The following is a 13739-nucleotide window of genomic DNA, read 5'->3' as shown; positions in this document are numbered from 1 at the left end:
ACGCCCGAACCGTCTCCCTTCACACGGATCTTTACGTTGTAATCGACAACCCGTTTTACTGCGACAAGGACTTTCATCCGCGATCACCTCTTCCATGAATCTTGCGGCAGACTATGCCGCCATGAACCACCGCCTGCATGCCAGATTCCGACGGGAATGCGACGTGAAAGCGGCTCCGTAGGAAGCACGGTGACAAACCGTCCTGTCACGGCACTTCCTATTAGAAACCGGCGGGAAACCTAAAGACGCTTGACGTGCACGTCAATCAGCCTCGGCGATCTATATCGATTAATATCCATTTATTCTGGCAGAACTTCATTCTCAGATTGCGACATCCCCTGAGAGGCCTTCTGCTCCCTCATCCGTGGCGTTTACAAAGGCGGCTTCCTGCTTTACGACACACCCGCACTAACCGGTCGCAGCCTACCCGGTCAAAACAAGGAACCCTGACTATGAAAACGCTTGTCGTCTGCTCCGGCGGACTCGACTCCGTTTCGCTTGCGCATAGAATCGCGGCGGAACATGACCTCACTGCCCTTCTCTCTTTCAATTATGGCCAACGTCATAAAAAGGAACTCGATTCGGCCAAAGCCTGCGCCGAACGGCTGAGCGTTCCGCACCAGATCATCGATATCCGCACCATCGGCGCCAGCCTGACCGGCTCGGCGCTGACGGACAATGTCGATGTGCCAGACGGCCACTATGCCGAGGAGACGATGAAGATCACCGTCGTCCCCAATCGCAACGCCATCATGCTGGCGATTGCCTTTGGCGTGGCGGCTGCGCAAAAGGCCGAAGCGGTGGCGCTTGCCGTCCATGGCGGCGATCATTTCATCTATCCCGACTGCCGCCCCGGCTTCATCAATGCGTTCCAGACCATGCAGAACCATGCGCTGGAAGGCTATGCCGATATCAAATTACTCGCGCCTTATGTGAACGCATCCAAGGCCGATATCGTCACCGATGGGGCGAGGCACGACACGCCTTTCGAGGCGACATGGTCCTGCTACAAAGGCGGCGAGAACCATTGCGGCCGCTGCGGAACCTGTGTCGAGCGCCGCGAAGCCTTTCACCTTGCGGGCGTCAAAGACCCGACCGTCTATGAGGATGCCGATTTCTGGCGTGAAGCCGTTGCGCGGAGGAACGCCTGATGTTTCGCATCACCAAGGAGTTTCACTTCTCCGCCTCGCATCAATTGACCGGACTTCCTGCCGATCACCAATGCGCACGCCTGCACGGCCACAACTACATTGTAGAGGTCGAGCTTTCCGCTCCTGATCTCGACGGCCATGGCTTCGTGCGCGATTATCATGAACTGGCGCCGTTTAAGCGTTATATCGATGACGCTTTCGATCATCGGCATCTCAATGACGTGCTGGGCCATGGCCAGACAACAGCCGAAACACTGGCAAAGCACTTTTTCGACTGGTGCCATGCGCGCTGGCCGGAAATATCCGCCGTGCGGGTGAGCGAAACGCCAAAAACATGGGCGGAATATCGCCCCGGTACAAAACCATGAAACCGGTCTCCGAAATCCGCATCAGCGAGATTTTCGGCCCAACCATTCAAGGCGAAGGCGTGCTGATCGGCGAGCCGACTGTCTTCGTGCGAACGGGCGGCTGCGACTACCGCTGCGCATGGTGCGACAGCCTGCACGCGGTCGAAAGCCGCTTTCGCCATGAGTGGAAGCCGATGGGCGTCGAGGCCATCTGGCATGAAGTGACGGCACTTTCGGGAAATCGACCCTTAACAGTGTCACTTTCGGGCGGCAATCCGGCCATACAGCCGCTTGGCCCGCTCATCGCCCATGGCAAGAAGGAGGCCTATCGCTTTGCACTGGAAACGCAGGGGTCCGTCGCAAAAGACTGGTTTTCCGGGCTGGACACGCTGGTATTGAGCCCGAAACCGCCTTCCAGCGCGATGGCATTCGATCCCGACGCACTGGCAGCCTGTGTCGAAGCGGCGGGGCCAAAGCCCCGAACGGTGCTGAAATTCGTGATCTTCGACGATGCCGATTATGCTTTCGCAAAACACGTCTCGGCGCTTTATCCGCATCTGCCGGTCTATCTGCAGCCCGGCAATCACACGCCGCCACCGCCAGAAACGGACGATGCATTGATCGACATCGACGGCATTATGCGCCGCATGGAATGGCTGGTGGAAAAGGTGATTGCTGACCGCTGGTTCGAGGCGCATGTGCTGCCCCAACTGCATGTGCTGATCTGGGGCAACAAGCGAGGCGTCTGAGCACATCCCGAAAAGTGTGAAGCGGTTATCGGAAAAGATGTGCGAAAATAAAAACTTAGCGATTTGCGCCCGGCACCCAGAGCACGTCTTTCGCGCCGTTATCGTTGACGGCGCGGGAGGCGACGAAGAGAAAATCCGAGAGGCGGTTGATATATTGCAGCGCCTCCGGCGACACCACCTCGCCCTCGATTTTCGCCAGCGCCACCATCAGTCGCTCGGCGCGGCGCGAAACGGTGCGCGCAAGATGCAGTGCAGCCGACGCCGCCGAACCACCCGGCAAAATGAACGAGCGCAATGGCTGAAGATGGGCGTTGAGATTATCGATATCGGCTTCGACGCGGGCGACCTGCGACGCAACGATACGCAGCGGTTCATAGGCCAGCGGCTTGCCGTCATCGGGCGTCGAAAGATCGGCGCCGAGATCGAAAAGATCGTTCTGGATACGCGACAGCATCGCGTCGATTTCTGCATATTCGCCGGTATGAATTCGCGCCATGCCGATACAGGCATTGGCTTCGTCCACCGTGCCATAGGCTTCCACCCGCAGATCGGATTTGAGCCGTCGCGGACCGCTGGCAAGACCGGTGGTGCCGTCATCGCCGGTGCGCGTATAAATCTTGTTGAGCTTGACCATGCCTTACTGTCCGCCCGTGTACCGTGCGAAATAGATTGCGCCCACGATCAGAACGATTGCGATGAATTGCAGGAAGACGCGCAATTGCATCATCTTGTTGGAAAAATTGGCGTCGCCACCACGCATCATATTGCGCAGGCCGATGATCAACACAATCGCAACGGCGAGCATGGCCACCATGGCTGCGCCTTTGAACACAACGTCCATCTTGTTCCCTTCCCATCATCCGCAGTCTATTGAATTTTCAGACGCAAAACCGCTTCGCACTTTTGCTGGAAATACTTCAAGACTGATCGGACAGCATCCGGTAAAGCCAGCGCGACGGCATCAGGCGGCGCGCCAGAATTCCCAGTTTCGCCGGTCTCGTCACCGCATAATGCGGATTCGGACGCGGCGCCTCCAATGCGTGAAGCAGTACATCATAGACGGCTTCCGGTCCAAGCTTGTTCTTCGATTTGGTGCCGCCGCTGGTGAGCTTGGCCATCTGGCGCTGATAAAGCTCGCGATGCACGGAGGCTTCCATATCGATATTGGCTTGCGCGTGCCGGGCGGCATTATAGGTGAATTGCGACGCAATCGGCCCCGGCTCGATCAGCGAAACCTCCACCCCGGAACCTTCAAGCTCCATGCGCTGTGCCAGCATCAATCCTTCAATGGCGAATTTGGACGCGACATAGGCCCCACGCCATTTCATGGGCACCAACCCCAGGATCGATGAGCAATGGACGATGCGCCCATGCCCCTGCGCGCGCATGACCGGCACCACCCGCCGCGTCAGATCATGCCAGCCGAAGAAATTGGCTTCGAACTGTGCGCGAAGTGCTTCCACCGGCAAATCCTCGACCGCGCCCGGCTGGGCATAGGCACCGTTGTTGAACAGTGCATCCAGCCTGCCATCGGTCTTGCGCAGCACTTCGTCGGCAAGGGCGGCAATGGAATCCGGCTCCGCATAATCGAGATAATAGGCAGTCATCCCCTTGACTTGCAGGGCGGCAATGTCCTGCTCCTTGCGAGCGGTGGCAAAAACCTGCCATCCACGACGGTGCAGAGCTTCCGCGCAATGAGCGCCGATGCCAGAAGAACAGCCGGTTATGATGATGCTGCGATTTGCGCGTTCCTCAACCATTTCGTCCCATCCTGCCGCCGCGTTTCCTCTACAGTGCTTGATTCGCATGGCCTTTAAAACGGCGCTACCCTTGCAATCTGTCAGGTGATGCTAGATTTAAGGCATTGAAACTCAATGCTGGCGGCGAAAAGGGTAAAATCTGCGGATGCGAAAAATCAGACGTTTTCTCCGTCAGATTACCTATGATGTGCTGGGCCATTTCAGTTCGGACGACGGCTGGGCCTTTGCAAGTCACATCGCCCTATCGGGCCTCATGGCACTGTTTCCCTTCCTGATCTTCGCAACCTCGCTGGCGAGTTTTCTCGGCACCAAGGAATTTGCTGAAACGGCTGTCCACGTCATTTTCGACATGTGGCCATCGAATATCGCGGCCCCCATCGCCAATGAAGTGACCAACGTTCTGACCGTGCAGCGCAGCGGACTTCTGACCCTCAGCGTGATCGCCGCTGCCTATTTTGCCTCCAACGGCGTAGAGGCGCTGCGCATCGCGCTTAACCGCGCCTATCGCGTCACCGACCAGCGCTCAATCATCTTTTGCCGCTTGCAAAGCCTCGGCTTCGTTCTGGTGGGCACGCTCAGCCTGATGGCGATCAGCTTCCTCTTGGTTCTGGCCCCACTCGCCGTGCGCATTGCCGAGCAATGGTTTCCCGACATCGCGCCTTTCACCGGCACCATCGCCTTCTGGCGCTATAGCGTCGCCGTGGCCGTTCTGGTGCTGGCGCTGTTCATGGTGCATATCTGGCTGCCTGCCGGACGCCGCAGTCTCGGCGATATCCTGCCCGGCATTCTCATCACACTTGTCGCCTGGCTGGCGGCCGCGACCGCCTTTGCAAAATATCTCGAAACTTTTGCCACTTATGTCACCACCTATGCGGGCCTTGCCTCGATCATGGTGGCAATCGTTTTTCTCTACATGCTGTCGGCTATTTTCATCATCGGCGCTGAAATCAACGCCGCGATCATGAATTTCCGCAAACGCGAGCAGCAACCAGATCTGGTCTTGGAATAGTCAGCGCTTCATGGTCGTCAGGGCAACGCCCAAGGTCGTGACAACCATGCCGGCAATCTGGAGCGGACCGAGCGTCTCGCCGAAAATCAGATAGGCCATGATCGCCGCCGTGCCCGGCACGAGATAGAACAACGAGGCGACTTTCGACATCGCGCCTTCGCGGATCATCACCAGAAGCGCCAGAATGGCGCCGATGGAAATCGCCAGCGTCAGCCAGACCAGCGCAAAAATGAGCTGTGGCGACCAGATAATCACGCGGGTTTCAAAGCTGAAAGCACAGAGCGCCGTCAGGACGGCAGCAGCGATATACTGAACTGCCGTACCGGTTTTCAGATCACTGGTCGTGCCGAAACGCTTCTGCCAGACCGTGCCGGTGCTGATGGCAAGCACGGCGAAAAAGGCCGCCGCAAGGCTCTTGGGATCGACGCCGCTGCCCGCCGAAAACTTCGGCCAGACGACCATCGCCACACCGAGAAAGCCGATCAGCAGGCCCGTCCATTGGCGTCCGCTTGCCCTTTCGCCCATAAGCATTGCCGCAATCAGCGTGGTGAGCATGGGTTGCAGCCCCGCGACCAGACCCGACATGCCAGCAGGCAGGCCGTGATGAACCGCCCAGAAAAGTGCTGAAAGATAGGCACCATGGATCAAACAACCGGCGATAGCCGCATGAACCAGTGTGGCGCCCTTCGGCCACACCGCCCGGCTCGCCAGCGCCCACAGCGTCATGATGACCGCCGCAATGGAAAACCGCACCGCCATGAAGGTGAACGGTTCCGCATAGGGCATGGACAGCCCGGCCCCGATGAAGCCGGTGGCCCAGAGCAGGACGAACATAATGGGGAAGAAGCGCGCGGCCATGGCAAACTCTCTTATTTGCGCTCGCCTTATACCGCTTCGCCAGAAACACCTATCGCATAAATCTGATTGCAGCGTTCAATTTGCCAAAAGGCAGGCGTCGTTTTATGGAGAACGGATGACCACTGAAACCAATACGATCCGCATTCTCGTTGACGCCGATGCCTGCCCGGTGAAGGCTGAAATCTACCGTGTCGCCGAGCGGCATGGCCTGCCTGTGGTGCTGGTCGCCAACAGTTTCGTGGCGATCCCGCGCGATGCCGAACGGGTGGAGCGGGTTGTCGTATCGGACAAGCTCGACGCCGCCGACGACTGGATCGCCGAAAATGCGCAGCCGGGCGCAATCGTCATCACCGCCGATATTCCGCTGGCCAGCCGTTCGCTCGAAAAAGGCGCATCGGTCATCGCCCCCAATGGACGCGTTCATACGCAAAGCACCATCGGCAACACGCTCGCTACACGCAATCTGATGGATTCGCTACGCTCTGCCGGAGAAATCACCGGTGGTCCCGCGCCATTTGCGCCGAAGGACCGGTCGGCGTTTCTGTCGGCGCTCGATCTCGCCATTGTGCGGTTAAAGCGCGCCGGTTTTACATCAGCTTGACCTGATCGTTGCAGTCGCAACACCAGCGCCGATCAGCAAGGTGCCGCCTGCGCGATTGAAAATCCGCAGGGCCCGCTCGCTGGCAAAGAAGCGCCGCGCCCGTGCCGCCGTCAGCGCATAGGCGAAGGCATTGAGGAAGGCGAGCACCAGAAATGTGCTTTCAAAGACCAGCATCTGGGTCAGAAAATCCCGATGCGGGCTGAGGAACTGCGGCAGAAACGCCACGAAGAAAGTGATGCTTTTCGGGTTGAGCGCCGTCACCAGCCAGGCATGAACCAGCATCCTAACCGGATGCACCTTGTCATGCCGGGCCTTGGCATTCATCGTGCCTCCGGCCCGGAACAGCTTGATGCCGAGCCAGACGAGATAGGCAGCGCCGATCCATTTAACCGCCGTGAACACGGTTGCGGAAGCCGCGAGCAGTGCCCCGACCCCCAGCATGGAGAGCGTCATGGCCGTGAAATCGCCCAGCGCCACGCCCACCGCCATCGGAAAAGCCGTCTTCCATCCCTGCCCCAGCGCATAAGACACGACGAGCAGAACCGTCGGCCCCGGAATGATCAGAAGCACGATGGATGCGGCGGTGAATGCAAGCCAGACGTCGAGGCTCATGCGATGTCTCCTTCGAAAAGGAGGAAGCCACCAATTCGCGCCGTTGTCGAGGATTAAAGTTTTTGCGCCGCTTCGATCAGTTTCATGGCGTCCGGCCCTTCCCATGGGGCGGGCCCGTTCATCGATGCGATCTGGCAGCCATCCTTATCGACCAGAAGCGTAACCGGCAGGCCGAAAGCGAGGTTCTTTCGCTTCAGTTCGTTGAAACTCGCCATGGTCGCATCCCGGTGCAGCGTGAGGTTCTTGATCCCGATCTCGTTCAGAAAGCCCTTGGGCTTATCGTCGGACCCCGTGTCGATATTGATCGCCACGACATCGAAATCCTTGCCGCCCTTTTCGGCCTGCAATTTGTCGAGGGCTGGCATTTCCTCGCGGCATGGCGCACACCATGTTGCCCAGAGATTAACGAGAAGCGTCTTGCCCTTGTAATCGCCAAGCGTCATCTGCTTGCCGTCGGGGCCCGTGAAGGCAAGATGCGCCACGGAAATCGGCTTTTCCGCCGGGCGCATGGCGGCCACGCCGCCGGTTGCAGCCGCGTCGAGCGCCTTTAGCGAATCCGCTTTTAAGGCGCATTGGGCGGACGCTTCGTCATTTTCAGACGAAACATTAGCGGCTACCACATTGCCAGAGGGGCGCTCCATCACGTATACCGCCCCGATACCGGCAATGACACCGGCAAGGGCTGCAAGAAGGACGATCTTGCGATTTCCCGATTTCGCCTTTTCGTTGTCTTCTGCCATGTCGCGTCACTTCTTTCTAATATCCGGCCAAATCGTCACTCGGGGCATATGAGCATGAGCGAACAAAAATCAAGCAATCAGATGTGGGGCGGCCGTTTTGCCTCAGGACCCGATGCGATCATGGAAGAGATCAATGCATCCATCGGCTTCGACCGCAAGCTCTATGCGCAAGATATTCAGGGCTCGCTCGCGCATGCAGCCATGCTCGCAAAGACGGGCATCATTACGGCAGACGATCACAAACAGATCGAGCAGGGCCTGAAAACCATCCTCAAGGAGATCGAGGACGGCAAATTCACCTTCTCGCGCAAGCTCGAAGACATTCACATGAATATCGAGGCGCGGCTGGCCGATCTGATCGGCCCCTCGGCAGGTCGCCTCCACACCGCCCGCTCGCGCAACGATCAGGTGGCCGTCGATTTCCGCCTCTGGGTCAAGCAGGAACTGGAAAAGACCGCCGCCGCCCTGAAGAACCTGATCGAAGCTTTTCTGGAACGCGCCGAAGAACACGCGGCGACCGTGATGCCGGGCTTCACCCATCTCCAGACCGCGCAGCCCGTCACTTTCGGCCATCATTGCATGGCCTATGTGGAAATGTTCGGACGCGATCTGTCCCGCGTGCGCGACGCTATCGAGCGCATGGATGAATCCCCGCTGGGTGCCGCAGCCCTCGCTGGCACCGGCTTTCCGATCGACCGTCATATGACGGCCACGACGCTCGGCTTCCGCGAACCGACCCGCAACTCGCTCGACAGCGTTTCCGACCGCGACTATGCGCTGGAATTCCTGTCGCTTGCAGCCATCTGCGCCGGTCATATGTCGCGCCTTGCCGAAGAAATCGTCATCTGGTCCACGCCGCAGTTCAACTTCGTGCGCCTGTCCGATGCCTTCTCCACCGGCTCGTCGATCATGCCGCAAAAGAAGAACCCGGATGCCGCCGAACTGGTTCGCGCCAAGACTGGCCGTATCAACGGTTCGCTGGTCGCCCTTTTGACCATCATGAAGGGTCTGCCGCTCGCCTATTCCAAGGACATGCAGGAAGACAAGGAACAGGTTTTTGACGCTGCCGAAAATCTGGAACTCGCCATTGCCGCCATGGCGGGCATGGTGCGCGACCTGACGATCAATGTCGCTTCCATGAAGAAAGCCGCCGGTTCGGGCTATTCCACGGCAACCGATCTGGCCGACTGGCTGGTGCGGGAACTGGGACTGCCCTTCCGCGAAGCGCACCACGTCACCGGTCGCGCGGTTGCTCTGGCGGAAAGCCGCAAGGTTGACCTCGCCAAGCTCTCGCTGGAAGAGCTGCAATCGATCCATCCCGGCATCACCGATGCGATCTTCGGCTATCTCACGGTCGAGAAATCGGTCAAGAGCCGCCAGTCCTTTGGCGGCACGGCCCCGCAGGAAGTGCGCCGCCAGATCCGGTACTGGAAAAAGCGCATCCTGAAGGCCTGATCGCCGTTCAAGATAAAGTCATGTGAAATCATCCGGCCAACGGGTGATTTCACTCTTGAGAATTTTGCGTTACAGCTAGCCCAACCAAGATTTTGATTCAGGAACCAAAGCTGATGACAGGCCGCTCCGCCATTTCGACCGTGCTTATGATCGCCGCACTCGCAGCCACGCTTGCCGCCTGTGGACGTAAAGGCCCGCTGGAACCGCCGCCGTCATCGCTGATCACCGATGATCAGGGCCACACCAAGCCGAAACCCAAGGAAGACAAGCCTTTCATTCTTGATAAGCTGCTCTAGTTCCCAAGGACTATCTTCCGTGAATCATTTTGAATATCGCGACGGTGTGCTGCACGCCGAAAATGTCAGCCTGCCTGAAATCGCCAAGGCGGTCGGCACGCCTTTCTACGTCTATTCCCGCGCCACGATCGAGCGCCATTTCCGCGTGTTCAGCGAAGCTTTCGCCGATATGGAACCGCTGATCGCCTATGCGCTGAAGGCCAATTCCAATCTGGCCGTGTTGAAGACGCTCGCAAAGCTCGGCGCCGGTGCCGATACGGTGTCGGAAGGCGAAATACGCCGTGCGCTCGCCGCAGGCATCCCTGCCAGCAAAATCGTCTTTTCCGGCGTCGGCAAGACCCCGCGCGAAATGGATTTCGCGCTTGAGGTCGGTATCTATTGCTTCAATGTCGAATCCGAACCGGAGCTGGAAATTCTCTCGGCCCGCGCTGTCAAGGCGGGCAAGGTTGCCTCGGTATCGCTGCGTATCAACCCGGATGTCGACGCCAAGACCCACGCCAAGATCTCGACCGGCAAATCTGAAAACAAGTTCGGCATTCCGCGCGTCAAGGCGCGCGAGGCCTATGCCCGTGCGGCCAGCCTGCCGGGCATCGACGTGGTTGGCATCGATATGCATATCGGCAGCCAGATCATTGATCTTGAACCCTTCGACAATGCCTTTGCGCTGATGGCGCAGCTGGTGAAGGAATTGCAGGCCGATGGCCACAACATCCGCCATGTCGATGTTGGCGGCGGTCTCGGCATTCCCTATCGCACCGACAACAACCCGCCGCCGCTACCGGTGGCCTATGCGGAGATTGTCGCCAAGCACATCAAGCCGCTCGGCCTCAAGACCGTTTTCGAGCCGGGCCGCCTGATCGTCGGCAATGCCGGTCTGCTGGTGACAGAAGTGATTTTCGTCAAGGAAGGCGATGCGAAGAGTTTTATCATCGTCGATGCCGCTATGAACGATCTCATCCGCCCGACGCTTTATGAAGCATTCCACGATATCCGCCCGGTCAGGCTTGCGAAGGATGACGCGCCGCGCATCCGCGCCGATTTCGTGGGGCCCGTCTGCGAAACGGGCGATTATCTCGGCCTCGACCGCGAGACGACCAAGCCTGCGCCCGGCGATCTGATCGCGGTGAGCACCGCTGGCGCTTACGGCGCGGTGCTGTCGAGCACCTATAATAGCCGCCTTCTGGTGCCGGAAGTTCTGGTCGATGGCGACCGCTATCATGTCGTTCGCCCGCGCCACACTTACGAAGAGCTGCTTGCGCTCGATTCCATTCCGGACTGGCTGTAAGCTATCGGGCCAATTAATCGTGGCCCAATTAATCATGGCAAAGCCTCGCCTTTGCCATGATGCATGTTATCCTGTCATTTGATTGCACGCTGGCAGACAGAGCAGAAAGCCCGGATGACGGATCAAGGCCAAGACAAGAAGGATAAGCCGCAGCTGATGCGGGATGCCTTTTTGCGCCTGTTTTCAGGCGATGGCGCGCTGTTGCGCCGCCTGCGTCTGCGCACCTTCCTGTCCGTCGGGTTTGAACGCCTGTGGCCTCTGGTCCTGCCACTGATTCTGTTGGTTGCGCTTTTCGCAAGTATCAGCTGGTTTGGCCTCTTCGGTATGATGCCGCGCTGGCTGCATATCGCCGTGCTGACGATATTTGCGCTGGCAGGGCTGGTTGCGCTCTATCTCCCCTCCCGCTTCCAACCGCCGACCGAAGACGATGTCACGGCGCGCATCGAGGCGGTCAACGGCCTCGTGCACGAACCGCTGGCCGTGCAATCCGGCCATATGGCCAGCGGCACCCACGATCCGTTTTCGCAGGCTCTGTGGCGCGAACATCAGAAGCGTATGGCCGAACGGCTCAAAAACCTGCAATCCGGCCTGCCGCGACCGCGCCTGCCGGAACGCGATCCTTATGGCCTGCGCGCCGTCGTGGCGCTGCTTTTCGTCACAGCGCTCGCCTACACGTCCAGCGCTGGCAGCGGGCGCATTGCCGACGCCTTCCACATTCGCCCCGGCAACGGTGCCGCCCTTGCCCGTGTCGATGCCTGGGTGACGCCGCCGCGCTATACAGGCCGCGCGCCGGTCTTCCTGACGGCCAGCGCTGAAAACAGCCGCAATGCCGAAGCGATCACAGTTCCCGAGGGCAGTGTGCTTTCGGTCCGCGTCATCGGCGGCAGCTCGGAACGCCTCACCGCAACCAATGCAGAAGGCGAGCAACGGGAAGTCCAGCCCGTCGCCCCGAAGGAAGAGCAGACGCAAGCGCAAGGACTGAGGCCGGTACAGACGCCGGAAGAAAGCGCTGTCGATGGAAGCCGCAACTTCCGCTACGATTTACGCGAAGACGAAACCGTGACCCTTTCCGGCACCGATGCGCGCTGGAAATTTGCGGTGACGCCAGACACGCCGCCGACGATCCGCTTTACCAAGGAACCCGGTCACGCGCTCAACGGCACGCTGCAACTGACCTATGAAATCGATGACGACTATGTGCCGGCCAGAGCCTTTGCCGAGATCGTGCCGCTGGAAATCGATGAAGACGAAGAGGCCTCCCCGCTTTACGAGGCACCGGAGCTGCCGCTCGCATTGCCGCGCCGCGGCGTGAAGGAAACCACCACATCGAAAGACCTGACCGAACATCCGTGGGCAGGCCAGAAGATAGCGCTAACCCTCGTCGTTACCGACGCGGCGGGCCAGGTTGGGCGCAGCGAAACCAAAGTGATAACGCTTCCCGAACGGCCTTTCAGCAACCCGCTGGCGCGCGCTATTGCCGAACAGCGCCGTATTCTGGCGCTTGACGCCAACCAGCGCGATCATGTGCTGGACATGCTGTCGGCGCTGATGCTGCGCCCGGAAGAAACGATCAAGAACGCCGCGCATTATCTGGGCCTCGTCACCATCCGCACCAAGCTTCACATGGCGAGAAGCGACGACGCCCTACGCGATACTGCCGATTATATGTGGCAGGTGGCGCTCGGTATTGAGGATGGCAATCTTTCGGCAGCCGAAAAGCGTCTGCGTCAGGCGCAGGAAGCACTGAAAAATGCGCTGCAAAACGGTGCCTCGCAGGAAGAGATCGAGAAGCTCACCGCCGAATTGCGCAAGGCGATGCAGGATTTCCTGCGCGAATTCGCCCAGCGCCAGCAGCAGAACCCGAATGCGCGCCAGTCAGCGCCGGATCCCAATGCGCAGATGCTGACGGAACGGGATTTACAGCGCATGATGGACCAGATCGAAAATCTGGCCCGTCAGGGATCGCGCGATCAGGCCGAACAGCTTCTGTCGCAATTGCAGGACCTGATGAACAATCTGCAAATGGGTCAGACACAACCCGGCCAGCAGGGTCAGGGACAGCAGGGCCAGCAAGGGCAGATGCAGCAGCAGATGAACAAGCTTGGTGATCTGATGCGCCGCCAGCAACAGATGATGAACGAGACCTTCAATCTCGACCAGCAGCAGCAGCGCCAGTTCGACGGCAATCCGAGTGCCGGTGAAGAGGGCGAAGGTGAGGACATGGAAGGCCTGTTCCCCGGCGATGACGGCTCCAGGGGCGGCGGTTCGCAGCAAGGCGGCCAGACGGATGAGAAGACCGCAGAGGCCATGCGCAAGCTGCAACAGCAGCAGCAGCAATTGCAGCAGGAACTGCAAAAGCTGACGGAAGACCTGAAAGGCATGGGCATTGAACCCGGCAAGGATTTCAGCGATGCCGGAAAATCCATGGGCAATGCCGCCGAAGCGCTAGGACGCAATGAAGGCGCGGAGGCCAACGACAATCAGGGCAGCGCTCTGGACGCCCTGCGCCGTGCCGGTCGCGACATGATGCAGAAGATGCAGCAGGCGATGGGGCAGGACGGCCAGCAGGGTCAGGGCGCGAATGGTTCTCGTGGCCGCGATCCGCTCGGACGCCAGCAGGGCATGGGAGCCGATGATGGCAACGGCACCAAAATTCCCGGCGAAATCGACATTCAGCGCGCGCGTGAAATTCTGGATGAAATCCGCCGCAAGCTCGGCAACGCGCTGACGCCGCAGATGGAAAAGGAATATCTGCAGCGCCTGTTACAGTTCGATTAGAGGCTGCTCAACGAACTCGCACGACGGTTGCAAATTCGTCAGGCCGTCGCGAAAAGAGTGATTTTCGAGCACCGGAGCGGAACGTACTTAAGGGTACG

At 59.2% G+C, this 13739-nt stretch carries 15 protein-coding genes and 1 pseudogene; 9 read left to right on the top strand and 7 right to left on the bottom strand.

Annotation, left to right across the window (positions count from 1 at the left end; translation table 11 throughout):
- Positions 1 to 77, bottom strand: a pseudogene (locus FIC94_RS19845) (electron transfer flavoprotein subunit beta/FixA family protein); the annotation flags it as partial.
- Between the two features lie 375 nt (positions 78 to 452).
- Between FIC94_RS19845 and queC the strand changes: the two are divergent.
- From queC to queE, 3 genes are read left to right on the top strand one after another with little or no spacing between them, the layout of a single operon-like run.
- On the top strand, positions 453 to 1151 hold the full coding sequence (gene queC, locus FIC94_RS19840; protein ID WP_140026143.1) for a 7-cyano-7-deazaguanine synthase QueC: 699 nt from the start codon (positions 453 to 455) through the stop codon (positions 1149 to 1151).
- Positions 1151 to 1519, top strand: coding sequence for a 6-carboxytetrahydropterin synthase QueD (queD, locus tag FIC94_RS19835; protein WP_121536702.1), 369 nt, complete (start codon positions 1151 to 1153; stop codon positions 1517 to 1519). The genes queC and queD overlap by 1 nt, the downstream gene beginning before the upstream one ends.
- Positions 1516 to 2247 carry a 7-carboxy-7-deazaguanine synthase QueE gene (queE, locus tag FIC94_RS19830; RefSeq protein WP_140026142.1) on the top strand — a complete coding sequence of 244 codons (732 nt, stop codon included), beginning with the start codon at positions 1516 to 1518 and terminating at the stop codon, positions 2245 to 2247. The genes queD and queE overlap by 4 nt, the downstream gene beginning before the upstream one ends.
- A 55-nt stretch (positions 2248 to 2302) precedes the next feature.
- On the opposite strand, the gene FIC94_RS19825 is transcribed toward queE, so the two are convergent.
- From FIC94_RS19825 to FIC94_RS19815, 3 genes are all read right to left on the bottom strand, one after another.
- Positions 2303 to 2881 (bottom strand): cob(I)yrinic acid a,c-diamide adenosyltransferase, encoded by a 579-nt coding sequence (locus tag FIC94_RS19825; protein WP_109369895.1) that lies wholly within the window; start codon positions 2879 to 2881, stop codon positions 2303 to 2305.
- 3 nt (positions 2882 to 2884) lie between these two features.
- Positions 2885 to 3088: a twin transmembrane helix small protein gene (locus FIC94_RS19820; protein WP_109369896.1), complete on the bottom strand. Its 204-nt coding sequence runs from the start codon at positions 3086 to 3088 to the stop codon at positions 2885 to 2887.
- A 76-nt stretch (positions 3089 to 3164) separates the two neighbouring features.
- A complete protein-coding gene (locus tag FIC94_RS19815) occupies positions 3165 to 4007 on the bottom strand; it encodes an SDR family oxidoreductase (RefSeq protein ID WP_140026141.1) in 843 nt (280 codons plus the stop codon).
- 145 nt (positions 4008 to 4152) lie between these two features.
- Between FIC94_RS19815 and FIC94_RS19810 the strand changes: the two genes are divergently transcribed.
- Positions 4153 to 5016, top strand: coding sequence for a YihY/virulence factor BrkB family protein (locus FIC94_RS19810; RefSeq protein ID WP_109369898.1), 864 nt, complete (start codon positions 4153 to 4155; stop codon positions 5014 to 5016).
- Here the strand turns inward: FIC94_RS19810 and FIC94_RS19805 are convergent, their stop codons facing one another.
- A complete protein-coding gene (locus FIC94_RS19805; protein WP_140026140.1) occupies positions 5017 to 5874 on the bottom strand; it encodes a DMT family transporter in 858 nt (285 codons plus the stop codon).
- 115 nt (positions 5875 to 5989) lie between these two features.
- On the opposite strand from FIC94_RS19805, the gene FIC94_RS19800 reads away from it, so the two are divergent.
- A complete protein-coding gene (locus FIC94_RS19800) occupies positions 5990 to 6475 on the top strand; it encodes a YaiI/YqxD family protein (protein ID WP_140026139.1) in 486 nt (161 codons plus the stop codon).
- Here FIC94_RS19800 and FIC94_RS19795 read toward each other — a convergent pair.
- A complete protein-coding gene (locus FIC94_RS19795) occupies positions 6467 to 7087 on the bottom strand; it encodes a LysE family translocator (RefSeq protein ID WP_121536712.1) in 621 nt (206 codons plus the stop codon). The genes FIC94_RS19800 and FIC94_RS19795 overlap by 9 nt on opposite strands.
- Positions 7088 to 7140: 53 nt before the next feature.
- Positions 7141 to 7827, bottom strand: a complete 687-nt coding sequence (gene tlpA, locus FIC94_RS19790; protein WP_121536714.1) for a thiol:disulfide interchange protein TlpA — start codon at positions 7825 to 7827, stop codon at positions 7141 to 7143.
- A 54-nt stretch (positions 7828 to 7881) separates the two neighbouring features.
- Between tlpA and argH the strand changes: the two genes are divergently transcribed.
- The 4 genes from argH (at position 7882) to FIC94_RS19770 (ending at position 13641) form a co-directional block, all read left to right on the top strand.
- The gene (gene argH / locus FIC94_RS19785) at positions 7882 to 9282 is read left to right on the top strand and encodes an argininosuccinate lyase (RefSeq protein WP_140026138.1); all 1401 of its coding nucleotides are present in this window, start codon (positions 7882 to 7884) and stop codon (positions 9280 to 9282) included.
- A 113-nt stretch (positions 9283 to 9395) separates the two neighbouring features.
- The gene (lptM, locus tag FIC94_RS19780) at positions 9396 to 9578 is read left to right on the top strand and encodes an LPS translocon maturation chaperone LptM (protein ID WP_078337809.1); all 183 of its coding nucleotides are present in this window, start codon (positions 9396 to 9398) and stop codon (positions 9576 to 9578) included.
- Positions 9579 to 9597: 19 nt separating this feature from the next.
- On the top strand, positions 9598 to 10863 hold the full coding sequence (lysA, locus tag FIC94_RS19775) for a diaminopimelate decarboxylase (protein ID WP_140026137.1): 1266 nt from the start codon (positions 9598 to 9600) through the stop codon (positions 10861 to 10863).
- A 114-nt stretch (positions 10864 to 10977) separates the two neighbouring features.
- Complete coding sequence (locus FIC94_RS19770; protein ID WP_140026136.1) at positions 10978 to 13641, top strand: TIGR02302 family protein; 2664 nt, start codon at positions 10978 to 10980, stop codon at positions 13639 to 13641.
- Positions 13642 to 13739 lie beyond the last annotated feature (98 nt).

The sequence above is a fragment of the Ochrobactrum teleogrylli genome (genome assembly GCF_006376685.1).
Classification (GTDB): domain Bacteria; phylum Pseudomonadota; class Alphaproteobacteria; order Rhizobiales; family Rhizobiaceae; genus Brucella; species Brucella teleogrylli.
Note: the sequence above shows the minus strand (reverse complement) of the source record. Positions and strands in the feature narration are given on the sequence as shown.